Annotated in this window: 22 protein-coding genes and 1 tRNA gene; 12 read left to right on the forward strand and 11 right to left on the reverse strand. The window is 68.4% G+C overall.

The genetic code is table 11. The annotated features are described in order from the left end of the window. The first annotated feature begins 261 nt into the window (after positions 1 to 261). The 3 genes from JQ639_RS16035 to JQ639_RS16045 are packed head-to-tail and all read left to right on the forward strand — an operon-like array spanning position 262 to position 2489. Positions 262 to 939 (forward strand): response regulator transcription factor, encoded by a 678-nt coding sequence (locus JQ639_RS16035; protein ID WP_211966778.1) that lies wholly within the window; start codon positions 262 to 264, stop codon positions 937 to 939. Positions 940 to 944: 5 nt separating this feature from the next. After that, positions 945 to 2336: a sensor histidine kinase gene (locus JQ639_RS16040; RefSeq protein ID WP_211967226.1), complete on the forward strand. Its 1392-nt coding sequence runs from the start codon at positions 945 to 947 to the stop codon at positions 2334 to 2336. Between the two features lie 9 nt (positions 2337 to 2345). Continuing rightward, a complete protein-coding gene (locus tag JQ639_RS16045; RefSeq protein WP_211966777.1) occupies positions 2346 to 2489 on the forward strand; it encodes a hypothetical protein in 144 nt (47 codons plus the stop codon). 102 nt (positions 2490 to 2591) lie between these two features. Here JQ639_RS16045 and JQ639_RS16050 read toward each other — a convergent pair whose 3' ends face one another. From JQ639_RS16050 to cpdR, 5 genes are all read right to left on the reverse strand, one after another. After that, entirely contained in the window at positions 2592 to 3764 is a 1173-nt protein-coding gene (locus JQ639_RS16050) for a PepSY-associated TM helix domain-containing protein (RefSeq protein ID WP_211966776.1), read from the reverse strand. Continuing rightward, on the reverse strand, positions 3757 to 4755 hold the full coding sequence (locus JQ639_RS16055) for an extracellular solute-binding protein (protein ID WP_211966775.1): 999 nt from the start codon (positions 4753 to 4755) through the stop codon (positions 3757 to 3759). Before JQ639_RS16055 ends, JQ639_RS16050 begins: the two co-directional genes overlap by 8 nt. Before the next feature lie 74 nt (positions 4756 to 4829). Continuing rightward, positions 4830 to 7100, reverse strand: a complete 2271-nt coding sequence (locus tag JQ639_RS16060) for a TonB-dependent siderophore receptor (RefSeq protein WP_211967225.1) — start codon at positions 7098 to 7100, stop codon at positions 4830 to 4832. Between the two features lie 666 nt (positions 7101 to 7766). Further along, positions 7767 to 7841 (reverse strand) — tRNA-Val (locus JQ639_RS16065). A gap of 131 nt (positions 7842 to 7972) precedes the next feature. Next, positions 7973 to 8332, reverse strand: coding sequence for a cell cycle two-component system response regulator CpdR (cpdR, locus tag JQ639_RS16070; RefSeq protein WP_211966774.1), 360 nt, complete (start codon positions 8330 to 8332; stop codon positions 7973 to 7975). 209 nt (positions 8333 to 8541) lie between these two features. Here cpdR and JQ639_RS16075 point away from each other — a divergent pair, with 209 nt between their 5' ends. From JQ639_RS16075 to JQ639_RS16085, 3 genes are all read left to right on the forward strand, one after another. Further along, positions 8542 to 9429 carry an N-formylglutamate amidohydrolase gene (locus tag JQ639_RS16075; RefSeq protein ID WP_211966773.1) on the forward strand — a complete coding sequence of 296 codons (888 nt, stop codon included), beginning with the start codon at positions 8542 to 8544 and terminating at the stop codon, positions 9427 to 9429. A gap of 650 nt (positions 9430 to 10079) precedes the next feature. Beyond that, positions 10080 to 10862 (forward strand): histidinol-phosphatase, encoded by a 783-nt coding sequence (hisN, locus tag JQ639_RS16080; RefSeq protein ID WP_211966772.1) that lies wholly within the window; start codon positions 10080 to 10082, stop codon positions 10860 to 10862. A gap of 12 nt (positions 10863 to 10874) precedes the next feature. Continuing rightward, positions 10875 to 11714, forward strand: a complete 840-nt coding sequence (locus JQ639_RS16085; RefSeq protein WP_349644698.1) for an AraC family transcriptional regulator — start codon at positions 10875 to 10877, stop codon at positions 11712 to 11714. 11 nt (positions 11715 to 11725) lie between these two features. Here JQ639_RS16085 and JQ639_RS16090 read toward each other — a convergent pair whose 3' ends face one another. Next, entirely contained in the window at positions 11726 to 12604 is an 879-nt protein-coding gene (locus JQ639_RS16090; RefSeq protein WP_211966771.1) for an NAD(P)-dependent oxidoreductase, read from the reverse strand. Between the two features lie 153 nt (positions 12605 to 12757). Further along, on the reverse strand, positions 12758 to 13651 hold the full coding sequence (locus JQ639_RS16095) for a LysR family transcriptional regulator (RefSeq protein ID WP_211966770.1): 894 nt from the start codon (positions 13649 to 13651) through the stop codon (positions 12758 to 12760). A 145-nt stretch (positions 13652 to 13796) separates the two neighbouring features. Here JQ639_RS16095 and JQ639_RS16100 point away from each other — a divergent pair, with 145 nt between their 5' ends. Beyond that, on the forward strand, positions 13797 to 14561 hold the full coding sequence (locus JQ639_RS16100; protein ID WP_211966769.1) for a sulfite exporter TauE/SafE family protein: 765 nt from the start codon (positions 13797 to 13799) through the stop codon (positions 14559 to 14561). Positions 14562 to 14570: 9 nt separating this feature from the next. Here the strand turns inward: JQ639_RS16100 and JQ639_RS16105 are convergent, their stop codons facing one another. Continuing rightward, positions 14571 to 15485, reverse strand: a complete 915-nt coding sequence (locus tag JQ639_RS16105; RefSeq protein WP_211966768.1) for a LysR family transcriptional regulator — start codon at positions 15483 to 15485, stop codon at positions 14571 to 14573. A gap of 100 nt (positions 15486 to 15585) precedes the next feature. Between JQ639_RS16105 and leuC the strand changes: the two genes are divergently transcribed. The 4 genes from leuC to JQ639_RS16125 all read left to right on the forward strand — a co-directional run bounded on the left by leuC (position 15586) and on the right by JQ639_RS16125 (position 20027). Next, positions 15586 to 17007 carry a 3-isopropylmalate dehydratase large subunit gene (gene leuC, locus JQ639_RS16110; RefSeq protein ID WP_211966767.1) on the forward strand — a complete coding sequence of 474 codons (1422 nt, stop codon included), beginning with the start codon at positions 15586 to 15588 and terminating at the stop codon, positions 17005 to 17007. Between the two features lie 2 nt (positions 17008 to 17009). Then, entirely contained in the window at positions 17010 to 17603 is a 594-nt protein-coding gene (gene leuD, locus JQ639_RS16115; protein WP_211966766.1) for a 3-isopropylmalate dehydratase small subunit, read from the forward strand. A gap of 61 nt (positions 17604 to 17664) precedes the next feature. Next, positions 17665 to 19005: a cation:dicarboxylate symporter family transporter gene (locus JQ639_RS16120; protein WP_211966765.1), complete on the forward strand. Its 1341-nt coding sequence runs from the start codon at positions 17665 to 17667 to the stop codon at positions 19003 to 19005. Next, positions 19002 to 20027, forward strand: coding sequence for a PdxA family dehydrogenase (locus JQ639_RS16125; RefSeq protein WP_211966764.1), 1026 nt, complete (start codon positions 19002 to 19004; stop codon positions 20025 to 20027). The genes JQ639_RS16120 and JQ639_RS16125 overlap by 4 nt, the downstream gene beginning before the upstream one ends. Here JQ639_RS16125 and JQ639_RS16130 read toward each other — a convergent pair whose 3' ends face one another. Then, positions 20028 to 20669 (reverse strand): LysE family translocator, encoded by a 642-nt coding sequence (locus JQ639_RS16130; protein ID WP_211966763.1) that lies wholly within the window; start codon positions 20667 to 20669, stop codon positions 20028 to 20030. A 140-nt stretch (positions 20670 to 20809) separates the two neighbouring features. Beyond that, a complete protein-coding gene (locus tag JQ639_RS16135) occupies positions 20810 to 21757 on the reverse strand; it encodes an alpha/beta fold hydrolase (RefSeq protein ID WP_211966762.1) in 948 nt (315 codons plus the stop codon). 244 nt (positions 21758 to 22001) lie between these two features. On the opposite strand from JQ639_RS16135, the gene JQ639_RS16140 reads away from it, so the two are divergent. Further along, positions 22002 to 22466, forward strand: a complete 465-nt coding sequence (locus JQ639_RS16140) for an Hsp20 family protein (RefSeq protein WP_211966761.1) — start codon at positions 22002 to 22004, stop codon at positions 22464 to 22466. Between the two features lie 109 nt (positions 22467 to 22575). Here the strand turns inward: JQ639_RS16140 and JQ639_RS16145 are convergent, their stop codons facing one another. After that, positions 22576 to 23271 (reverse strand): hypothetical protein, encoded by a 696-nt coding sequence (locus JQ639_RS16145; protein WP_211966760.1) that lies wholly within the window; start codon positions 23269 to 23271, stop codon positions 22576 to 22578. Positions 23272 to 23333: the final 62 nt, after the last annotated feature.

Raw genomic sequence — 23333 nt, forward strand, 5'->3', positions numbered from 1 at the left:
GCCGGCCGACGGATGTCGGCCGGGGCGTCTTGAACCGATCGAAAACGCTGCATCCGGCAGCCGCCGCGGGGTCCGGAATCCGACTCACCGCAGGATCGGCCCGTGTGTGGTCCCATGCCGACGTTGCGGCAAACTGTCGTTCCCGACGATCGCATGCGAATTATCATCAGGCGCTACGTCCGTTCCGCCGCAAGGATGCCGTAATGCGGTGTCGTTAAATGCGGCGCGCATATCGGGCGCGGGGACCGAAAGACCTAATCGATGCGAATTCTGTTGGTGGAGGACCAGCCTGAAATGGCCTCCGCGTTGCGCGTCGCACTCACGCGCCATGACATGGTGATCGACCATGCGCTCAACCTGTCCGAAGCCGAGATCTTCGCCGCCGACGGCAATCACGACGCCGTCGTGCTCGATCGCCGGCTGCCCGACGGCGATGGGCTGTCGCTGGTGCCGAAGCTGCGCGCCAGCGGCAACGCAGTACCGGTGCTGGTGCTGACCGCCCGCGCCGATCTCGCCGACCGCATCGCCGGTCTCGACAAGGGCGCCGACGACTATCTCGCCAAGCCGTTCGCCCTCGAAGAGCTGCTGGCGCGGCTGCGGGCGCTGCTGCGCCGCCCCGCCAACATGCGCTCGGACGTGGTGCGGGTCGGCCGCCTCGCCTTCGACCTCACCCATCGCGAGGCCAGCGTCGACGGCACCGCGATCGAGCTGCCGCGGCGCGAACTGCTGGTGCTGGAGACGCTGGTGCGCCGCATGGGGCGCATGGTGCAGCGCGGCTCGCTGATGGAGGCGGTGTTCGGCCTCGATGACGACGTCCAGCCCAACGCGCTCGACACCCACATCTCCCGCCTGCGCCGCAAGCTCACCGACGCCGGCGCCGGCGTGACCATCAACGGCGTGCGCGGGGTCGGCTATCTGCTGCGTGAGACGCCGCCGTGAGCGTGCTGCGGCCGCATTCGCTGAAATGGCGCCTCGTCGGACGCCTCGTGGCGATGCAGACCGTGATGCTGACGCTGCTGGTGATGCTGATCCTGCCGGTCACCGCGGTGCTGTGGCGCAGCGGCCTGCTCGACAGCTATGAGGGCAGCACTCTCGACATCCTCAAGGAGGCGATCGCCCGTGACAGCGCCGGCCGTCTCATCGTCCACACGACCTCCGATCTCGCCACGCTGAAGGCCGAAGTGTCCGACCTGTGGTTCGTGGTGCGCGACACCCAGGGTCAGCAACTGACCGAAGGCACCATCCCGCCGGACTTCGAACCGATCGCCCGTGCGCTCGACCATGTGAGCGACGCGCGGCTCGGCTTCGGCGAGGGCCTGCCACCGGCCGGCGTCGTCAAATGGGTCGATACCGAAGCGGGCAAGGTGCAGATCCTCACCGGCACGCGCGGCCGCATGTCGGTGCGCAAGATCTTCTCGGTGACGCAACTGCTGTTCCTCAACGTCATCCTGCCGCTGGTGGTGCTGATGGCGCTGGCGACGCTGGTGGCGACGCCGCTCGTCGTGCGCCGCGCGATCGCCGGGCTGCGCCAGACTGCCCTGCAGGCCGAGAAGATCGACATCGACCGGCGCGGCCTGCAGCTGCCGCTCGACACGGTGCCGGCCGAAGTCGAACCGCTGGTACGCGCGATCAACGGGGCGCTGGCGCGGCTCGACAGGGGCTATGAGCGCCATCGCCGCTTCCTGACCGATGCCGCCCACGAGCTGCGCACGCCGATCGCCATCCTCTCGACCCGCGTCTCGTCACTGCCGCCGGGCCCGGAGAAGGCACGGTTGCTGGAGGACGCCACGCGATTGACGGTGATGACCGGACAGTTGCTCGACCTGCAGCGCCTCGACCAGAAGGCCGACCCATTCGGCCCGGTCGAGCTGGTCGCGCTGGCGCAGCGCGTGGTGATCGACCTCGCGCCGCTCGCCTTCAACGCCGGCTATGAAGTGGCGTTCGAGCCGCAGGCCGAGACCGTCACCGTGAAGGGCGACACCACCTCCATCGAGCGCGCCCTGACCAACCTCGTGCAGAACGCCATCGACCACGGCGGCCGCCGCGGCACCATCACCATCACCGTGACCCGCGACGGCCGCATCGAGGTCGCCGACGAGGGCGACGGCATCCCGGCCGGCGAGCGCGAGCATATCTTCGAGCCGTTCTATCGCCTGCAGGAGGGCGGCCGGGGCGCGGGCCTTGGCCTCGACCTTGTCCAGAAGATCATGCACCTGCACGGCGGGCGCATCGAAGCCGACGCCAGCCGCTCCGGCGGCGCGTGCCTGCGCCTCATCTTTCCGGCGGCAGAGACCACGGTCTCCACGCCTGCGGTCGCCCAGGTCGCGACCGCGTAAGACCGCCCCATGGGTCCCCTCAGGCGCCTCGTCTGGCTGTGCGCGCTACCGCTGTTCGCTGCGCTCGCGATCGTTGGCCTGCCGCCGCCCCAGATCATCCGCCCCCACCCGCTCCAACAGCATCAGGAAGAGACGGTGCGGCTGGAGCGGTGACGGCGACGCCGGGGATTGCTGATTCGCTCTACGATGATAATGGCGCGGCGGGATTGGCCGCATGGTTTGTCGTGACGCCATCCTTTTCGCGCCGCGCTCCCCTCACTCACCGGGAGCGAGGCGGCCCTGCGGCAGCGGCGCCGGGCGGCGCAGCCGGCGGCGTGACAGGTAGAGCAGGACGCCGGTGACGACGAACAGCGGCATCAGCGCCGCCGCGATCATGAACGCCAGCCGGCCGGGCCAGCCCAGCACGCTGCCGCGGTGGATGTCGAGCACCGCCGCGAGAACGCGCTCGCCGAAGGTCTTGTCGGCATAGATGTCCGATACCATCAGGCGGCCGGAGGCGGCATCGATGCGGAATTCGTCACGCACGCTTTCGAGCGAGGCGTCAGGCGACCACGACCGCACCCGCACCACCGTGCCGGCCTGCAACGTCAGCTGCGCCGTGGCGTAGTGCGTGCCCTGCTCATGCAGGAACGTCGCCCATGCCCGGTCGAAGCCCGGTGACGCCGCCTCCGGTGCCGCAGCGGCGCGTGGCGCTTTCTTTTGCATCGGCGCGGCCGTCGCCGCCGGGCGCGCCAGCAGCCATTTCGCGCCGTCCTTGTACCACTCGAACGAGTACCACAGGCCGGTGAGCGTGAAGACGAAATAGACCGGCAGCACCCAGGTGCCGACGACCGCATGCAGCGAACGCTGGAAGCCGCGGCCACGCAAGGCCAGCTCCGGCTTCAACCATGCCCGCGCGCTGCGGGACCGGCGCGGCCAGCGCAGCACGAGGCCGGTGATCAGCATCGCGAGAAGGCACAGCGCCGTCGTGCCGGTGATCGTGCGGCCATAGCCGTTGCCGTCGCCGGACAGCAGCAGCCAGCGGTGCAGCTTGCGCACGGTGGCGAAGAAATCCTCGCCGCGCGGCACGCCGAGCACCCGCCCGTCATGGGGATCGACATAGAGCGACGATGGCCGCGCCCCGCCGCCGGAGCGCGCGAAGCGCAGGTGCACCGCGGCAGCGCGATCGCTCGACATCGTCACGCCGGAGACCTTGTCGAGGTTGTAGGGTGACGGCAGGCGCGCGATCAGCTGGTCAGGCGTCAGCGCCGGCGCCTCGCGCGGCTCGACCTTCTCCAGCCCCGCATTCAGCGCCGCAACGATCTCGTCTTCGAACGCCATGGTCGCGCCGGTAAGCCCGACCACGGCCATGACCAGCCCGAGCGCCAGTCCCACCACGGAGTGGATGCGCAGCAGGACTGCCTTGACGAAATGTCCCCGGCTACTCATCGAAGCCGACCTTTTTGACGAGGGCGACCGCAGCCTGCTGGTGGGTCGCGATGACATCGATCGGCAGGGCGTCGGCGGCGAAGACGCCGATGTCGTTGACGATCGGCGCGCGCTCCGCCGCGGCAACCACGGGATATTCGAGCTCGGCGGCGGCGAAGACGGTCTGGGCCGCCGGCGTTGCGAGGAATTCGACGAAGCGCTGCGCCGCGGCGCGGTGGGGCGCGTGTCGCGCGATCGCGACCGCGGTGAGGTTGACATGCGTGCCGCCGCCCCTGAAAGCCGTCGGTACCGCCCTGACCTGCTCCGCCCATACGCGCCAGTCGTCGCCGTCGCGCCCGTCCCGCAGTTGCGCCAGCGCGACGGTGTTGCCGATGCCGATGGCGCAGCCGCCCTCGGCGATGGCACGGATGACGTCGTTGTCCTTGCCGGCCGGCTTGCGGGCAAGATTGGCCTTGAGGCCACGCAGCCAGGCTTCGGTGGCGTCCGCACCATGCTGGGCGAGGAAGGCGGCGATCAGCGCGATGTTGTTCTGGTGCAGCGGCGAGCGCATGCACAGCCTGCCGCGCCAGGCCGGACCCGCGAGATCCTCGTAGTCGATCGGCCCAACGGCGCTGTCCTTGCGCGTCATGACGACCCGGGGCCGGACCGCCAGCGCTGCCCACTGGCCATCGCCGCCGCGCAAATTGGCCGGCACAGCGGCGTCGAGCACCGCCGACGCCAGTGGCTGCGTCAGTCCGTGGCGGACGAGTTGTGTCGTCTTGTCGAGGCCGATCGTCAGCAGCACGTCGGCAGGCGACCCTTCGCCTTCTGACGTCAGGCGCTTGACGAGATTGTCCGCAACGAATTCGACGCGAACGGTGTCGCCGCTCGCCGCGGTGAAGGCGGCCACGACGGGCGCGATCAGGTTGGCTTCACGGATGGAATACACCGTGATCTCGTCCGCACGAGCGGATGCGAAGCCCCCGACGATCGCGCAGGCCAGCGCGGCCACGCGCCCAAGGGCTCGCGCGCCACCGCCCCGCACCGACGGCGGGAGCGTCCAACCACGGGGGCCAGCGGTCGCCACTAGAACTTCACCGTCGCTGACAATGACACGCGCCGCGCGTCGCCCATCGCCACGAAATACTGGCTGACCGCCGAGGGATAATAGACGGTGTCGAACAGGTTCTTGACGTTGAGCTGGTAGACCACCGGCACGTTCTGCAGCTTCGTCTCGTAGCTCGCGAAGATATCGGCGACGACATAGGACGGCAATGTGAAGGTGTTGGCGGAATCGCCGGCCCGTTTGCCGACATAGTGCGCGCCACCGCCGAGGCGCAGCCGGCCCGGCAGCGCATCGAGGAAGTCGTAGACCAGATACAGCGATGCGGTGTTCATCGCGACGTTCTGCAGCGCTTTGCCGACCAGCGTCGGGTCTTCGGTGACCCGCGCATCGGTGTAGCCGTAGCTGCCGATCAGGCTCCAGTTGTCGCTGAGCCGGCCGGTGACGTCGAACTCGACGCCGCGCGAGCGCACCCGGCCCGCCGTGCGGTATTCGACAATGCTGGTCGAGGTGTTGAGCTGCGACACCAGCACGTTCTTTTTGTCGATGTCGTAGAACGCCAGCGTGCCCGACAGGCGGTTGTTGAGATCGAACTTGACACCGGTCTCCCACTGCACGCCCTCCTCGGGCGCGAGATTGGAGCCGATCACCACGCCGCCGGTGAGCGGCGCAATGGTCGAGGTCGGCTTCAGCGACTGGGTGTAACTGCCGTACAGCGAGACCTGTTTGTTGAGCTTGAGGATGACGCCGGCGAGCGGCAACGCCTTGTCGCCGGACAGATCGGTGTTGGCCTTGAACGGCCGGCCGCGGCCGGCGAGCTGCTCGTATTCCATGTAGCGCACGCCGCCGACCACGGCGAGACGGTCGGTGAGATGCAGCGTGTCCTGCAGGAACACGGCGCGGGTGCCGAGCTTGTCGGTCTGGTCGCTGTCGCTCGCCGACACCGTCGTGCCCGGCTGCAGCAGGCCATAGACCGGGTTGTACATGTTGAAGACGTTTGGCGTCGCCTGGCGGATCAGGTCGCGACGGTAGATGACGCGATACTGGGCGTCGCCGCCGATCACGACGTCGTTGCGCAGGCCGCCGAGCCAGAACGCGCCCTGCAGATAGGCGGTGCCGTAGCTGACGTTGCTGAGCGCTCCCTGCGTACCGTCGTTGCTGCGCGTGACGATGCCGCTGACGGGATTGATGCCGGTGATGCGCAGCTGGTTCGCGCCGTAGGACTCGGTGTTGTAGCTGTAGCCCGCGTAGAGCTTCCAGTCCTGGTTGAGACGGTGCTCGACCGAGGCCTGCACCAGATCGGACGTGCCCCACATGTTGTTGTAGGGCTCGTCGAGGCGACGCGTCTTCGGGAGTGCGAGAGGCGTCATGGTACGCGGATCGAGCGAGGTGCCGCGGTCGAACGGATAGATGAAGTCGCGGTGCTCGTAGTTGAGCTGGATGGTGGTGTTGCCGCCATACCAGGCCAGCGAGGGCGCGATGAGCGTCTCGCGGCGCTGGCCGAAATTGCGCCAGTAGTCCTCGTCGACATTGTCGAGGATGAAGCGATAGGCGAGCCCGTTGGCGCCGATCGGCCCGGTGAGGTCGAGGGTGCCGTTGAAGCCGTTCTTGCCGGCGCCGTAGGTCGAGCCGAGCAGCGTGACCGAGCCGTGCTGATAGAGGTCTGGGCGCTTGCTGATGGTGTTGACGACGCCGCCGGGGTCCATGATGCCGTACAGCAGCGACGCCGGGCCCTTCAGCACCTCGACGCTGTCGACCGCGGCATTGAGGCTGCGGCCCTGCACCAGCGGCATGCCGTTGCGCATGATCGAGCCGTCGCGGTTGTCGCCGAAGCCACGGCGCATCACCGCGTCCTGGGTGCCGGCCAGCGTGTTGGTCTGGGTGACGCCGCTGACATTGACCAGCGCGTCGTCGAGGTTGCGCGGCAGTTGATCCTTGAGGACCTGCGAAGGCACGACATTGACGACCTGAGACGTATCGAGCGGCGACGCGCCGCTGCGCAGCGTGGTCGCGCTGGGCATCGCGCGGTAGCCGAGCTTGGCTGTTTCCAGAGCCGCCGCGGCGGCGGCCGCGCGCTCCGATGGCGTCGGCGCCGCGGCGGCGGCAGGCGCCGCGGTCCGGCTGCGCTGGCGCGCGGCCGCCTGGGCGCGGCGTGCGGGCGATGCCGACGCCTGCGTCGTCTTCGGCTTCTGCCGTGGCGCATCGACCGTCACAGCCGGCAGCGGCATGTGCGACTGGGCCTGCGCAACCACTGGCACGAAAATATCGGCCAGCAGGAATGCCGCACCGATCATATATCCCGCATGGCTCTTGTCGGCATGATGGTGGCGATCGTCGACGGAGAGGCGATGAGGTCTGCGCGGCACGTTGTTTTTGCTTTCGGCTCGGAATGCTTGTTCGCGGCAGGCCGTAGCAGCCGACGCGCATGCCGAAAACCTTGCGCAGACTTGAATCGCTCTAAGCAACGCGCGCCTGCACATCGCGGTGGCAAACCACGGTCGTGACGACGATCATCATGATGAAATTGATCGCATCGCCACGCCCGACGGACAAAATGTCGCAGCATCGCGCGCGAGCCCTGCGGCGGCGCATGCGCGTCGACGCGCGCTTCGTGTTGCGAAGCGCAGCCACTGCGCGCTGTCGCGATCATGGAGCGTGTCATCCCAGAGCAAACGCCGCGCGCCAACCTCGTCGCCTCGACAGGCGCGCAACGTGGCGCTCCGGGACACATCATGAAGGGATGGACGCGACAGCCTGCAACTCCCGGCACGATCCGCGGGATCGGCGAATGCTGCGGCCTGTCGCGAACCTTGAACCGAGAGTGCCTGACAGGCGTGCGGCCTCCCGGGGCATCGGCGGACCCGATCCCGGCCGAAGCAAGCCCGGCGAGGAAGCACAACGATCGTCAGAATCGGATGGGGAGGAGGTCTCTCACGGACCCGAGACGGCGGGGCTCGGAATGGTGGGCGCGACAGGGATCGAACCTGTGACCCCTACGATGTCAACGTAGTGCTCTCCCGCTGAGCTACGCGCCCGAAACCGTGAATAAGGGGTGGCGTCCCTATATCGGCTCAGATCGTCCCAGGCAAGGACCCGGGAGCGGGTTTCTTTGGGGGTCCCGGCAGATCCCATGGGCTCCGGAGCGTTTTTTGCCCCGGAAGACGGCTCAGGCCGCCAGCATCTTGTTCACTTCGCTGACCAGTTCCCGCAGGTGGACCGGCTTGGCCAGCACCTTGGCGTTCTTGGGGGCGTCCGAATCAGAGTTCAGCGCCACGGCCGCGAAGCCCGTAATAAACATGATCTTGATGTCCGGATCGAGCTCGGAGGCCCGCCGGGCCAGCTCGATGCCGTCCATTTCCGGCATCACGATATCGGTCAGCAACATTTCGAACGGCTCTTCCCGCAGCCGCTGGTAGGCCGACAGGCCGTTGTCGTAGGACGAGACCTGATAGCCCGCATTCTCCAGGGCCTTCACCAGGAACCGGCGCATGTCGTTGTCGTCTTCGGCGAGGAGAATCTTGTGCATGGCGTCCGGTACGATTCTGGAGGAAACGATTTGCCCCTTATTTGCCCGATAGAGGGTAAATTTCGGGTGAAGGGGAACAGCCGTTGCCGCGTCAGCTTACGAACATTCCACAGCTGAGCTGAATAAAACATGCACCCCTGCGGCCAAAATGTGCTGTCATCAGCGCCCAGACGGTTCGGCACAGGACCCTACGGAAGGCAGCGCCCTGCATGACCCGCTTTGACGACGGCCTGTCGTCCCCCTTCGAGATCGTCGAGCCGCCCCGCTGGCGGGCGCCGATCATCTTCAACTCGCCGCACTCGGGATCGGTCTACCCGGCCGAGTTCATCGATGCGTCGCGGATCGACGTTGTCGCCCTGCGCCGCTCCGAGGACTCGTTCATGGACGACATGATCGCAGGCCTGTGCGACGACGGGGTCGCGGTGGTGCGGGTCAACTTTCCGCGGTCCTATGTCGACGTCAATCGCGAGCCCTACGAGCTCGATCCCCGGATGTTCAGCGGCCGCCTGCCGAGCTTCGCCAACACCCGCTCGATGCGGGTCGCCGGCGGCCTCGGCACCATTCCGCGTGTGGTCGGCGACGGCCAGGAGATCTATCGCGAGCGGCTCAGCGTCGAGGACGGGCTGAGCCGGATCGAGGCGCTGTACAAGCCCTATCACCGCGCGCTGCGCCGCCTCATCGGCAAGGTGCACGAGATGTTCGGCACCGCCATCCTGGTCGACTGCCACTCGATGCCGTCGATCGGCATTTCGCGCGATGAGCCGCGCCGCCCCGACGTCGTGATCGGCGACCGCTACGGCACCAGCTGCGCGCCGCTGCTGACCGCCGTGGTGGAGGAGACGCTGACGTCGCTGGGCTATACGGTCGGGCGCAACAAGCCCTATGCCGGCGGCTTCATCACCGAGCACTACGGCAATCCGGCCGGCGGGCTGCACACCATCCAGATCGAGCTCAACCGGGCGATCTACATGGACGAGCGCAAGCGCGAGCGGGCCGAACGTTTTCCACAGGTCGCGGCCGATTTCGCCGCCCTCGCCCGCACCCTTGTGGCGCTGCCGCTCGGTAACCTCGGCCCCTTCGAGACCGCCGCCGAATAGCCCGCGCCCGAACGATGGACCCGAACGATGGACAGGACACGCCATCGCGTCCGGACGCCGTAACCGCACGACCTCCGGCACAGCCGGAGAGTCACGACAGACCCCAAGGAAAAGACCCCAAAGAAAAAAGGGCCGCTTGCGAAGGCAAGCGGCCCAAGTCTAGGGAGGAAACGCCCAAGGAGGGCAGCGGTAACGCAAAGCGCTACCGCACCGCAACAATATGCAGCCGCGACGCACAAAATGCAAGGGGAATCGAAACCTTTTGCATGCGATGAGCGCATAACTGATCTGTTGCACTCGCAACCAATTGCGAAATTATTACCCAGCAAATTCAAGGAATTAATTAAAAACAACCCCGCCCTGAGCCATTCAAAAACGCCGAAACCAGCCCCAAATTATGAATATTAATTTCAATTCTTGAGCATTCGAACGCCAAAGATGTGAACGGAAGATCTCTCCCGCCGACCTTTCCGATTCCAATATTTGGCCGCCAGCTCCTGGCCTGCAAGACCATCCAGCGCGCGACCGCCTGATCACGCCACCACCGCCCTCATGACGACACACGCCGTTTATGATTCTAGTGTGGATGGAATCGGCGGCAGCATCGGCGCCGTCGCGCCCTTTCGAACGGCCCTGCCCGGGGAGCCCCTGTGACCCTCGTCGACTTCACCGCCTTCCTCGACCGCCTCGCCTCCGCGTCCGGCGAAACCATCCTGCCTTTCTTCCGCACCTCGCTCGGCGTGGAGAACAAGAACGCCGGCAAGGACCTTGATCCGGTCACCGAGGCCGACCGCGCCGCCGAAGCGGTCATGCGGCGGCTGATCAAGGCCAACTTTCCCCAGCACGGCATCGTCGGCGAGGAGTTTGGCGATGAACGCACCGACGCGGAATATGTCTGGGTGCTCGACCCGATCGACGGCACCAAGTCCTTCATTTCCGGCCTGCCGATCTGGGGCACGCTGATCGCCCTGATGCGCCATGGCGTGCCGGCGTTCGGCATGATGCACCAGCCCTATATCGGCGAACGCTTTACCGGTGACGGCGGCGCGGCGACCTACACGGGACCGTCGGGCAAGCGCAAGCTGGCGGTGCGCCGCTGCGCCTCGCTCGCCGACGCAACGCTGTTCACCACCAGCCCGCGCCTGATGAACGAGACCGACCGCGCCGCGTTCGAGCGTGTCGAGACCACGACCCGGCTGTCGCGCTATGGCGGCGACTGCTATGCGTATTGCATGCTCGCTGCCGGTCATGTCGACCTCGTGGTCGAGACCGAGCTCAAGCCCTACGACATCGCCGCGCTGGTGCCGATCGTCACAGGCGCCGGCGGCATCGTCACGACGTGGGACGGCGGGCCGGCGCAGCACGGCGGCCGCATCGTCGCCGCCGGTGACCCGCGGGTGCACGAGGCCACGCTCAAGATCCTCAACGCCTGACGAGGCTGCGCGGTGTCCGAGCTGCTCACCGGCCGGATCGATTCTGCTCCTGCCGCTGACGGCGCCGACCGGCGTGACCGCATCCGTCTCGCCCCCGGCGCCGCCGGCATCGAGCGGCTGGAAGCGCATCTCCACGGCCAGGCGTTCGCGCCGCATCGCCACGACACCTACGCCATCGGCCTGACCCTCGCCGGCGTGCAGACCTTCAGCTTCCGCGGCCGGCGCTGGCATTGCCTGCCCGGCCAGTGCCAGATCCTGCACCCCGACGAATTGCACGACGGCGGCGCCGGCGACGGCGGCAGCTTCGCCTATCGCATCCTCTATCTTGATCCCGCGCTGCTGCAGGAAGGGCTCGGCGGCCGGCCACTGCCGTTTGTCGCCAATCCGGTGCATGACCTTCCCGGCAGCGCGGCCCGGGAGATCTGGAGCCTCGACGCCGAACTCGACGACGTCGCCCGCACCGACCTCGTGGTCATGGTGGCGCGGCTGCTGACGGACGCCGCAGCCGCCCGCGAGCCCCACGCGGCCACGCTCGCCCTCGACGGCCTCAAACGGGTGCGCGAGCTGATCGCCGCCGATCCCGTCCCGCAGCACGCCATGGCCGAGCTCGAGCAACTCGCCGGCCTCGACCGCTGGTCGCTGGCGCGCCAGTTCCGCGCTGCGTTCGGCACCAGCCCGAGCCGCTTCCGCACCCTGCGGCAGCTCGACCATGCGCGCCGGCTGCTGACGGGCGGCGCGCCGCTCGCCGACGCCGCCGCGGCCAGCGGCTTCGCCGACCAGAGCCACATGACGCGGCAGTTCAAGCGTGCCTTCGGCCTGACGCCGGCGCGCTGGACCGCTGCGCTGTCCTGAGACAGGCCCGTTCAGCGCGCCTGGGCGGTGCGCCGCGCGATCGCCCGCACCACCGCCACCATGTCCTCGCCGCCGAGCCCGAGCGCCTGGGTCTCGCCGTACAGCGCATGACAGACGTCGAGCAGCGGCGAGGCGATGCCCGCGCGCCGAGCCGCTTCGGCGACGAGACGGTTGTTCTTCAGCACATCGGTGATCGAGGCCTGCACGGAGAAGTCGCCGGCCGCAAGCTTGTGCAATTTGACCCGGGAGACGCTGCTTGCCATCGGGCCGGCGTCGAGGACCGCCGTGAACTGCTGCATGTCGAGACCGTGCTGCTCGGCGAAGTGTGCCGCCTCGGCGAGCCCCGTCACCATGGTGATGAGAAACAGGTTGACCGCGAGCTTGGTCAGCAGCGCGGTCGGCACCGCACCGCAGTCGGTCGCGGTGTGGCACATCGGCTGCAGCAACGGCCGCACCTCGGCGACAACAGCTGGCTCGCCCGCGAGCATCGCCACGAGCTGGCCGGCCTCCGCCGGCTTGCGCGAGCCGGACACCGGCGCCTCGACATAATGTCCCCCCGCGGCGCGGATGTCGGCCTCGAGCGCCCGTGAATAGTCCGGCTCGGTCGTCCCCATGTGCACGACGGTGCGGCCCGCCACCATTGCGGCGAACGCCTCGGTACGGCGCCGCAGCACGTCGTCCATCGCCGCTTCGGTCGCGAGCATCAGGATCACGACGCGCGCGGCGCCGAACACCTCGGCGGGCGAGCCGGCGACCCGCGCGCCGGCAGCGCGCAGCCGCTCGCAGCTATCGGCCGAGCGATTCCACACCACGAGGGACGTGCCTGCGCGCACCAGATTGAGCGCCATGGGTTCTCCCATGACGCCGAGACCGATGAAACCGATGTCCATTGCCGTTGTCCTTGCAGCCCCGCATCCTCGTTTGAGCGTCGCCGGTGCGGCCGGAGGTGCCGGCGACGGCGCAACGCTAAGGCCGGCGAACCATGGACGTCTTGAACGGTTGTGCGGCCAGCGTCTGACGCCTCACGACGCCCGCCTCTGCCGTCAGATCGTTGCGCTGCTGCGCAGGTGGCTGACGAGTTGCTGCGCGGGCCTGGACAGGGCCTTGTAGCTGCGCATGCACACCACGAGACGGCGCTGCGTCCAGGCATCGCGCACCCGCACCACCGCGACCTTCATGGTGCGGGCGGCGCGGCGCGCGGCGACCTCCGGCATCATCGCGACCCCGACCCCGGCCTCGACCACCTGGCACACCGCATCGAAGGTGCGGAAGCGCGCCCGCAGGCGCAGGCGGCGGCCAAGCCGCGCGGCATGGCTCGCGATGTGGTCCTGCAGCGCGCTGCCCTCCGACAGGCCGATGAAATCGCGGTCGAGCACATCGTGAAAATCGATCAGGCGGCGGCTGGTGAACTCGTCGCCCGGCGGCGTTACCAGCACGAGGCGGTCATCGCAAAACGGAAACACCTCGAGCGTATCGGGCACGACATGGGCGGCGGCGAGACCGAGATCGGCGACGCCGGAGGCGAGCGCCGGCCCGATATGCGGGCTCTCGCGCTCCTCGACATGGATGCTGATCTGCGGATTGCGCACGAGATAGGCCGCGAGCACCTTGGGCAGGTGCTCGGACATGCCGGCGGTGTTGGCGAGCATGTGGATGGTCGCCTTGGCGCCGCGGGCGTAAGCTGCCAGATCGCCCTGCAGCACTTCGACGTCGTGCAGCACGATGCGGGCATGGTCGAGCAGGCTGAGCCCGGCGGCCGTCAGTTCGACGCCGCGGCGCTCGCGCTGCAGCAACGGCACCCCGAGCGCCTCCTCCATGCCCTTGATCCGCGCGCTGGCCGACGCCAGCGCCAGCGCCGACCGCGCCGCACCATGCGTGATGCTGCGCGCCTCGGCCACGGCGACGAACAACCTGAGATCGACGAGATCGAAACGCACTGCACAGCCTCCTGAGCCTGTACCGCGGACAGGCGACCGCGGCCTGCCTTCGGATCTGCCGAAGGGAAAATGCTGAACCTCCACATTGTGCCCGCGCCCGCGCTGGGTCAATGTACGCATCGACATTCCTGCCCAGGTTCATTTGATGACTTCTGTCTCGCCGTCCCTGCTCGTCGCCATCGCCGCTGTCTTCATGCTCGCCGGCTTCGTCAAGGGCGTGCTCGGCCTCGGCCTTCCGACCGTCGCGATGGGCCTGCTGGCGACGCGCATGCCGCCGTCGCAGGCGCTTGCCATCGTCATCGTGCCGGCCATCGTCACCAACATCTGGCAGACCTTCGTCGGCCCCTATCTGCGCGACATCGTGCGCCGGCTGTGGCCGCTGATGATCTGCACCTGCCTCGGCATCTGGAGCGGCGCCGGCCTGATGACCGGCCCCTATGCCCGCTTCGGCACCATCGTGCTCGGGGGGCTGCTGGTGGTGTATGCCGTGATCGGCCTCGGCAACGTCCGCTTCAGCGTCGCGCGCGCCCATGAGAAGTGGGTCGGCGGCATCGTCGGCATGATCACCGGCCTCGTGTCGGCCGCAACCGGCGTGCAGGTCATTCCCTCGATGCCCTTCATGCAGGCGATCGGCATGGAGAAGGACGAACTGGTGCAGGCCCTCGGCGTGTTCTTCACCACCGCGACGCTGGCGCTATCGTTCAATCTCACCAGCGCCGGATTGCTCACGACCTCCACCGCGCTGCCCGGCCTCCTCGCTCTGCTCACCGCGTTCCTTGGCATGTATATCGGCCAGATCGTCCGGGTGCGGATGGACGCCGTCACCTTCCGCCGCTGGTTCCTGGTCGGCATGGGGGTGCTCGGCCTTTATCTCGCCGCCAACACGCTGCTGACTCTGCACGCTGGCTGAAGCACGTCCTCACGCCTCCACCGGCTCGAGCAGCGACCAGAAGCGCTCGGCCGCGGCGCTTTGGCGGGCGCGCGCCCGGAACAGCCGGATCTCGATGGGAATGTCCCACTCCGGTCCGCCGGCCCGCACCAGGCGCCCCGTGGCGAAATCATCGGACACGACGCTGAGAGGCGACCAGGCGATGCCGCGCCCCTCCCGCGCCATCGCCACCAGTACGGTCGCAACATGGGAGGTGAAGCTCGCATGCAAGAACGCCGGCGGACCGCCGGCGCCGCGCACCGCCGCGACGATGCGGCCCATGCCCGATTCGGCGCTGTAGGCGAGATGAGGCAGCGGCTGCGCCGCATCGCCCGGCAATGAATGACGTGGCTGCCCCGGACGCTCCGGATCGGGCGCACACACCGGCACCAGCAGGTCGTCGCCGAGATGCAGCGAGCGGAACTGGTGCGAATCGAGCTGGGTCCGCGCCGCCGGATGATGATGGCACAGCAGGAACTGGGCCTGGCCCTGCAGCATGATGCGCTCGCACGCCGCCATGGTGTCGGCCACCAGCCGCACGCCGTCACCGAGCGAGGCGCGCTGCTCGACGCCGCGCAGCCAGGCCGGAAAGAACGTCAGCGACAACGCGTTGGTCGCGGCAAACCTTAACGTGCCCGCCGAGGCGCGCGACGCCTCCAGCGCCTCCTCGCGGCCGAGATAGAGCCGCCGCAACGTCTCCTCGGCGACAGGGCGAAATCGCTCGCCCGCCGCCGTCAACGCGACGCTGTGGGTGCTGCGGTCGAACAGCGGCGCGCCGACCCAGTCCTCCAGCGCCCGCACCCGGCGGCTGAACGCGGGCTGCGAGATGTTGCGCCGCTCGGCCGCGCGCGAGAACCCGCCGCAGTCGACGATCGCCAGGTAGTCCTCGAGCCAGCTCAGATCCATCGCGTATGCCTTGTGTGCATCAATTGATCGGGTTTTGGCATTGGCCTGCCGCCGGCACCGGCCGCAGGGTGGAAAGCTGTCAGTTTCCAATGGATTTCCAATGGCTTCCCCACGCACACTGTATGACAAGATTTGCGACGCGCACAGCGTCCGCCGGCTCGACGATGCCGGGCGCATGCTGCTTTACGTCGATCGCACCGTGCTCAACGAGTACACCAGCCCACAGGCGTTCACCGCACTGCGCGAGGCCGGACGCAAGCCGTGGCGACCCGAAGCCGCGCTCGCGGTGGTCGATCACGTCAACCCGACCGCGGCGCGGCGCACCGCAGCCATGGCCGACGCCGACGCTGCGCGGCAGGTCGATTATCTCGGCCGCAACTGCCGCGACTTCGGCATCGAGCTGTTCGATGTGCTCGACCCGCGCCAGGGCATCGAGCATGTGGTTGCGCCGGAACAAGGCTTCGTGCTGCCGGGCATGGTGGTCGCCGCGGGCGACAGCCACACCACCACCTACGGGGCCCTGGGCGCGCTCGGCTTCGGCATCGGCACCTCCGACATCGAGCATTATCTCGCAACGCAGACGCTGGTGTACCGCCGCCTGAAGACGATGCGCATCACGGTCGACGGCGATCTGCCGCCGGGCGTCGTCGCCAAGGACATCGTGATGGCGGTCATCCGCCGTATCGGCGCCGACGGCGCCACCGGCTTTGCGGTCGAGTTCGCCGGAAGCACCATGGGCGCGCTCGGCGTCGAAGGCCGCATGACCATCTGCAACATGATCGTGGAGGCCGGCGCGCGCGGCGCGGTGATGGCGCCGGACGACGCGGTGTTCGCCTATCTCAAGGGCCGCCCGCGTGCGCCCAAGGGGGCGCTGTGGGATGTGGCCTGCGCCAGCTGGCGACAGCTCGCGAGCGACGCCGACGCCGCGTTCGATCGCGAGGTGACGATCGCTGCGGAAGAGATCGCGCCGATGGTGACATGGGGCACGAGCCCGGACCAGGCGGTGCCGATCGACGGCTGCGTGCCCGATCCCGGCGAGGCGGCGACGCATGAACAGCAGCGCGGCCTGCAGCGCGCGCTCGACTACATGGGCCTTGTGCCGGGCACGCCGATGCAGACGATCAGGATCGACCGCGCCTTCATCGGCTCCTGCACCAACGCTCGCATCGACGACCTGCGGCAGGCGGCGACCGTGGTCGCCGGCCGCCGCGTCGCCGATGGCGTGCGCGCCATGGTGGTGCCGGGCTCGACAGCCGTGCGCCGCGAGGCGGAGGCGGAAGGGCTCGACCGCATCTTCATCGCCGCCGGCTTCGAGTGGCGGCAATCCGGCTGCTCGATGTGCCTCGCCATGAACGACGACGTGCTGGCGCCGGGCGAGCGCTGCGCCTCCAGCACCAACCGCAATTTCGAGGGCCGCCAGGGCGCGCAGGGCCGCACCCATCTGATGAGCCCGGCGATGGTCGCCGCCGCCGCGATCCGCGGCCACCTTGCCGATCCCCGCACGTTCGCCGGAGGACAGTGACCATGCAGCCCTTCGTCACCGTGTCCGGCCCCCTCGCGGCGCTGCCGGCCGCCAATATCGACACCGATGTCATCATGCCCAAGCAGTTCCTCAAGGGCATCGACCGCAGCGGCCTGCGCGACGGCCTGTTCTTCGACCTGCGCCGCGATCCGGATTTCATCCTCAATCGCGCCGGCTTCACCGAGGCGCGCTTCCTCGCCGTCGGGCCCAACTTCGGCTGCGGCTCGAGCCGCGAGCACGCAGTGTGGGGGCTCGCACAGTTCGGCATCCGCGCGCTGATCGGCTCGAGCTTCGCCGGCATCTTCAGCGACAACTGCGCGCGCAACGGCGTCCTGACCGTCTCGCTCGATGCCGACAGCCTCGCGCAGGTATTCGCCGCCGCAGGCGACGCCACCGACAACACCATCACCATCGACCTGCCGACGCAGACCATCGCGCGCGCGGCGGCGTGCTTGCGCATTCCCTTCGCGATCGATGCGCTGCAAAAGGACGCGCTGCTGACCGGCACCGACGCCGTCGGCGCCACGCTGCGCGACGCCGAGGCGATCCGGTCGTTCGAGACCGCCCATTTCGCCGCCAGCCCCTGGCTGGCCTGAAGGCGACAGGCGTGCGGGCGAGATTCCGCACGCGACCAAAAAACGATCCGGGAGGACAGACATGACGACCATCGAGCTGCCGGCGCAGTCAGCCGCGCCCGTTGCCGGCCACGCCCGGTCGGGACCGTGGTGGCGGCAGCAATATGTGCTGGTGATCGCCGGCGCGGCGTTCGGCGGCCTCGCCGGCTGGCTGTGGCCGCTGCAAGCAGCGGCGCTGAAGCCGCTCGGCGACATCTTCATCGATCTCGTCAAGATGACGATCCCGCCGCTGGTGTTCTGCGTCGTCGTCACCGGCATCGCCCAGGCAGGCGACCTGCGCAGCGTCGGCCGCATCGGGTTGAAGGCGATCGTCTATTTCGAAGCCGTCACGGCGTTGGCGCTGCTGATCGGCATCGCCTTCGCCGAGTTCGTGCGGCCGGGCGACGGTGTCGCCCACGCGACGCCGGAGCAGGCGGCCACGGCGGCGCGCTACGCCACCGCCCATGTCGAATCGCTGTCGGCCTATGTCATGCACATGGTGCCGCAGAGCTTCATCGGCGCCTTCGCCGATGGCCAGGTGCTGCAGGTGCTGGTGCTGGCGCTGCTCACCGGCATCGGCCTGCTCACGCTGGGCGACAAGGCGGCTCCGCTGCGCGCGACTTTCGGCCAGCTTTCCGATCTCGTGTTCGCGATCGTCCGCCTCGTGGTGCTGGCGGCGCCGCTCGGCGCGTTCGGCGCCATGGCCTTCACGGTCGGCAGGTTCGGGCTCGCCACCGTGTGGGGCCTTGCCCTGCTGGTGCTGACCGCATGGGCCGCGCTCGCCGCCTTCGTCGCGGTCGTGCTCGGCCTCGTCTGCCGCGTCGCCGGCATCCGCCTCCTCGACCTGATGCGCCTGCTGCGCGAGGAATTGCTGGTGGTGGCCGGCACGTCGTCGTCGGAAACCGCGATTCCCGGCATGATGCGCAAGCTGCCGCTCGCCGGCGTACCAAGCGCCGTTACCGGCCTCGTCATTCCCTCCGGCTATTCGTTCAACCTCGACGGCGTCGCGCTGACGCTGCCGCTCAGCGTGCTGTTCATCGCCCAGGTCTACGGCATCCACCTGACCAGCGAGCAGCAACTCGGCCTGTTCGTGCTGATGCTGTTCACGAGCAAGGGCGCGGCCGGCGTCACCGGCGGCGCGTTCGCCGCGGTGGCGGCAACGGTCGTCGCCACCCGCGCCGTGCCCGCGGAGGGCCTCGCGCTGCTGCTCGGCGTCGACCGCTTCCTGTCGTTCGGGCGGGCGCTGGTCAACACCCTCGGCAACGCGGTGGCCGCCGTCGCGGTCGCCCGCTGGGAAGGAACCTTCGACCGCCGCGCCTGGACCGCCGCGGTCGCCGCCTCTCGTCTCTCTCCCTCCGATCGCCCTGAAAGGACCACCCCATGACCGACGCAACCCTGCCGATCCTCGCTCTCACCCCCGGCGACTGCACCGGGATCGGCCCGGAACTCGTGGCGAAGATCCTGCACGACCGGCGCATGGCGGGTGTCGCGCGCCTTGTCGCGGTCGGCGACGCCCGTGTGTTCGAACTCGGCATGCGGCAGGCCGACACACCGTTCTCTTATCGCCGCATCGCCTCGCCGGCCGAAGCCGACTGGTCGGCGCCGGAGGTGCCTCTGGTCGATCTCCGCAACATCGATCCGGCTCAGTTTCCGCCGGGCAAGGTCAGCTCCGAGTCCGGCCGCCTCACCGGCGATACGCTGGCGCAGACGATCGACTTCGCCAAGCGTGGCGAGATCGATGGTATTACCTTCGCCCCGCTCAACAAGCGCGCAATGTTCGATGGCGGCTGGCGCTTTCCCGACGAGCACAAGATGTTCGCCCATCTGCTCGGCCACCGTGGCGGCTTCAGTGAGATGAACGTGCTGAAGAACCAGTGGATGTCGCGCGTGACCTCGCATGTCTCGCTGCGCCAGGCGCTCGACCTGATCACCGGTCCGGCGATCGAGGCGGCGATCGAGCTCGCCGACGCCACCATGCGCCGCGCCGGCATCGCCAAGCCGCGTCTTGCGGTCGCAGCGCTCAATCCGCATGGCGGCGAGAACGGCCTGTTCGGGCGCGAGGAGATCGAGATGATCCGCCCCGCGGTGGAGGCGATGGCGGCGCGCGGCTTCGACTGCCGCGGGCCATTCCCGGCCGATACCGTCTATGTCCGCGCCTTCGCCGGCGAATTCGATGGCGTGCTGGCGATGTATCACGACCAGGGCCAGATCGCGACCAAGGTGCACGGCTTCAACAAGGGCGTGACCATCACCGCCGGCCTCGAGACCGTGTTCACGACACCGGCGCACGGCACCGCGTTCGACATTGTCGGCAAGGGCGTCGCCACCACCGGCGCCACCGAGAGCGCGATCCGTCTCGCCGCCCGCATCGCGGCAGCGCGCATGCAGGAGGCGCAGGCGGCGTAGTCAGCCGCGCGCGTCGAGCAGCGCGACGCGGATACCGAGATAGACGAATACGCCGCCAAGCGCGCGGTTGATCCATGCCAGGAGCCGCGGCGAGCGCTGCATCCGACCGGCGGTGCGCGCCGCGGCCACGGCGACCGAGAGATTCCACGCCGTTCCGGTGACGTTGAAGATCACGCCCAGCGCAAGGAACGCGAGCGGCTTCGACGGCGAGGCCGCATCGACGAATTGCGGCAGGAAGGCAAGAAAGAACAGCGCCACCTTCGGATTCAGCACATTGGTCAGCGCGCCTTGCCAGAAGATCTGGCGCAGCGTCCGCACCGGCGCCGCTGCCGGCGCAGGCGTCTCGCCGCCGCCCACGCGGGTCAGCACCATGCGCACGCCGATGTAGCAGAGGTAGGCGGCGCCGATCAGCTTGACCGCGGCGAACGCCGTCGACGACGCGGCGAGCAGCGCCGACAGCCCGACGGCCGCGGCGACGATATGGACGAAGCAGCCGAGACCGATGCCGAGTGCGCCGGCCGCGCCGCCGCGCCATCCCAGTTGCACGCTGCGCCCGATCACATAGGCGGTGTCAGGACCGGGCGTGACGTTGAGCAGCACGCCCGCGGCGACGAACAGCCAGAAATCATGGATGCCGAACATGCGTATCCCCACAAACGTTGGAGCCGGCGGCTCCGCAGAGATTCCGGATCTGGCCCTTCGGGCCATCACGGAATGACAATATCCTTGGCCGCCAACCCCGCCCGCCACGCGCCCACCGACGCGCCGGGCCGCATGGCGCTTCACTTGAACAGCGGCGTACCCGGCACGAAGGCGTCGAACGCCGCCCAGAACTGCGAACGGTAGCGGTCCTGCTCTTGCAGGATCTCGTGCTTCGCCCCTGCGATCACGAGATGCGAGCCGGCGCGCAGGTGATAGGCGAACTCCTCGATCGCGGCTGTCGACACGATGGTGTCGTTGCTCGCCGCCAGCATCAGGATCGGCTGGCGGATCTTCGAGGGATAATCGAGCGCGCGGAAGCCGTGCATGGTGCGAAACGCGGTGTCGGCCCAGGCGATGGTCGGCGCGGCGATGCCGAGCGTCGGATCCTCCGCCAGGATCGCCGCGTTGCGGGCATAGCGCACGGGATCGCTGGTGACGGGATTGCCGACGAACGGGCCGGTACCGACGATGGCGTCATCGCCGCGCGGCACATAGGCGCCGCCAAGGCCGGCGAAGCGCAGGATGCGCAGCAGGGTGCGGGTCGGCCAGCCGGTGACGCGGCCTGGCAGATCGATCATCGGTGCGGTCAGCACGATGCGGTCGAACCAGCGCTTGCCGGCATAGGCGGTGCGCAGCAGCACCGCGCCGCCCATGGAATGGGCCAGCGCGAAATAAGGCGGCGGACAGTCCGGCAGCACGACCTGCTGGACGAATGTCTCGACGTCGATCTCGTAGTCGGAGAAGCGGCGGACATAGCCCTTGCGGCCGTTGCGCAGGCCGCGCGCGGAATGGCCCTGCCCACGCCAGTCGATCATCGCCACCGCGAAGCCGCGGTCGCGCAGGTCGCGCACCGTCTCGAAATACTTCTCGATGCATTCGCCGCGGCCTGTGAACACGCACACCGTGCCCCTGCGGTTGGCCGGCGGCGCCCAGCGCGCGAAGCGCAGCTCGACCCCGTCGGGGGTCTTGATAGTGCCGCTGACGACGTCCTCGGGCACGGGATTGGCAGGAATCGAAAGGAGCGTCATGCGGCCGACCGGGAACCGTAAAGATGCTGAAAATGCTGCGATTTAGGGCGAGACGGAAGCTGGTGTGGCGGGCGCGGCCAGCCCCCTTGAACGCCGCGAGGCCCCTCCCATATCACCTTCGTGCAGGCCACTACAGTGGTTCGGACGCCCAGTGGTCCGGATCATCAGGCTGCACGGACGACCCAAAAGCCCGGCCCTTGCGGCGGGCAAGACGACAGCTCGCTCATCGAGAGGAGAACACACCATGCGTACCTACGACCTGACCCCCTTCTATCGCTCCACCATCGGCTTCGACCGCCTGTTTAACCTGCTGGACCAGTCCAGCGCCGAAGCGGCCCCCGGTTATCCGCCCTATAACATCGAGCGCACCGGCGACAACGCCTACCGCATCACCGTCGCGGTCTCCGGCTTTTCGCAAGACGAGCTGTCCATCGTCGCGAAGGAGAACACGCTGACGATCAAGGGCGAGAAATCCGTCTCCGACAACAAGGACAAGTCCGAGGTGCTGTACCGCGGCATCGCGGCTCGCGCTTTCGAGCGGGTCTTCCAGCTCGCCGACTATGTCCAGGTCAAGAATGCCTCGCTTGAGCACGGCCTGCTCCATGTCGACCTCGTCCGCGAGATTCCCGAGGCCAAGAAGCCCCGGCAGATCGCGATCACGAGCGGCGGCCAGCCGGTCAATGCCCAGGTGACCCAGGTCGCCGCCTGACGGCAGCCTGCCCTTCACAATTTTCTCCAGGTTCGTCGAGAAAGCGCCCCGTTGCCCCGGGGCGCTTTTTTGTGTGGATCGATCGCGACGACCGCCGGCCGCACAGTTGCTATTCGAAACCCTGAACCGGCGGCATGTCCTGGGTGGGTTGCAACTGGACCGCCGCCCGGGCGGCGGCCGGCGCAGCGGCCTGCTGCTGGACGGGCACCGCGGCACCGACGGTGCGCGGTTCCGCGGCCGGCACCTTTGCAGCTTCCGGCTTCGGGGCAGGCAGGGGCGGCGGGGTGCGGCTGGCAACCTTGGGAACCGGAAGCGGCGGCCGCAGGCTGTGGACGTCGGCCCGCTGGCTCCGCGGCGGCGCCTGCGGCAGTCCTGGCGGGCCATAAGCGCCGACCACCTCGGCGTCGCTCACCTCGGCGGGCAGGAACCGCACGATCCGACCGGTGTGGGCATCCAGCACCACGCGGCCGTCGTCACCGTCGGGATTGATGGCCGAGATGGTGTAGACCCAGCGCCGCCGCACCGGCGGTCCCAGCGGCTCGAAGCCGGTGGCACGGATGATGCGGACCACCTGGAACGGCGGCACGGCCTCCTCGTCGCCATCGGTGTCGCGAGGTCCGGCATGGCCGGCCCCAGCCAGCGGAGGCGGCGCATACGGCCCGCGCCGGATGATCACAGTGTCGGGATAAGGCGCGCGGATCTCGTCCGCCACCCGCGTCTGTGCCTGCGCGGCGCCCGCCATGAGGACGGCCGTCCCCGAAAATCCGGCCATCGCAACAATCCACCCCGAAATGATACGGCTCATCGCACACGGCTCCTGAAGATGCCTCCCCGGTGTCCCCGGGTTATCCGCCAAGATTCTTCAGG

This window comes from Bradyrhizobium sp. U87765 SZCCT0048 (assembly GCF_018131225.1).
Lineage (GTDB): Bacteria > Pseudomonadota > Alphaproteobacteria > Rhizobiales > Xanthobacteraceae > Bradyrhizobium_A.

Excerpts from the sequence above, each read along its gene's own strand:
- JQ639_RS16090 (WP_211966771.1), bottom strand. The coding sequence starts at position 12,604 with ATGGACATCGGTTTCATCGGTCTCGGCGTCATGGGAGAACCCATGGCG.
- leuD (WP_211966766.1), top strand. The coding sequence starts at position 17,010 with ATGCAGCCCTTCGTCACCGTGTCCGGCCCCCTCGCGGCGCTGCCGGCC.
- leuC (WP_211966767.1), top strand. The coding sequence starts at position 15,586 with ATGGCTTCCCCACGCACACTGTATGACAAGATTTGCGACGCGCACAGC.
- JQ639_RS16130 (WP_211966763.1), bottom strand. The coding sequence starts at position 20,669 with ATGTTCGGCATCCATGATTTCTGGCTGTTCGTCGCCGCGGGCGTGCTG.
- JQ639_RS16145 (WP_211966760.1), bottom strand. The coding sequence starts at position 23,271 with ATGAGCCGTATCATTTCGGGGTGGATTGTTGCGATGGCCGGATTTTCG.
- JQ639_RS16100 (WP_211966769.1), top strand. The coding sequence starts at position 13,797 with ATGACTTCTGTCTCGCCGTCCCTGCTCGTCGCCATCGCCGCTGTCTTC.
- JQ639_RS16035 (WP_211966778.1), top strand. The coding sequence starts at position 262 with ATGCGAATTCTGTTGGTGGAGGACCAGCCTGAAATGGCCTCCGCGTTG.
- JQ639_RS16140 (WP_211966761.1), top strand. The coding sequence starts at position 22,002 with ATGCGTACCTACGACCTGACCCCCTTCTATCGCTCCACCATCGGCTTC.
- JQ639_RS16105 (WP_211966768.1), bottom strand. The coding sequence starts at position 15,485 with ATGGATCTGAGCTGGCTCGAGGACTACCTGGCGATCGTCGACTGCGGC.
- JQ639_RS16045 (WP_211966777.1), top strand. The coding sequence starts at position 2,346 with ATGGGTCCCCTCAGGCGCCTCGTCTGGCTGTGCGCGCTACCGCTGTTC.
- JQ639_RS16060 (WP_211967225.1), bottom strand. The coding sequence starts at position 7,100 with ATGATCGGTGCGGCATTCCTGCTGGCCGATATTTTCGTGCCAGTGGTT.
- JQ639_RS16050 (WP_211966776.1), bottom strand. The coding sequence starts at position 3,764 with ATGAGTAGCCGGGGACATTTCGTCAAGGCAGTCCTGCTGCGCATCCAC.
- JQ639_RS16120 (WP_211966765.1), top strand. The coding sequence starts at position 17,665 with ATGACGACCATCGAGCTGCCGGCGCAGTCAGCCGCGCCCGTTGCCGGC.
- JQ639_RS16125 (WP_211966764.1), top strand. The coding sequence starts at position 19,002 with ATGACCGACGCAACCCTGCCGATCCTCGCTCTCACCCCCGGCGACTGC.
- cpdR (WP_211966774.1), bottom strand. The coding sequence starts at position 8,332 with ATGCACAAGATTCTCCTCGCCGAAGACGACAACGACATGCGCCGGTTC.
- JQ639_RS16135 (WP_211966762.1), bottom strand. The coding sequence starts at position 21,757 with ATGACGCTCCTTTCGATTCCTGCCAATCCCGTGCCCGAGGACGTCGTC.
- JQ639_RS16075 (WP_211966773.1), top strand. The coding sequence starts at position 8,542 with ATGACCCGCTTTGACGACGGCCTGTCGTCCCCCTTCGAGATCGTCGAG.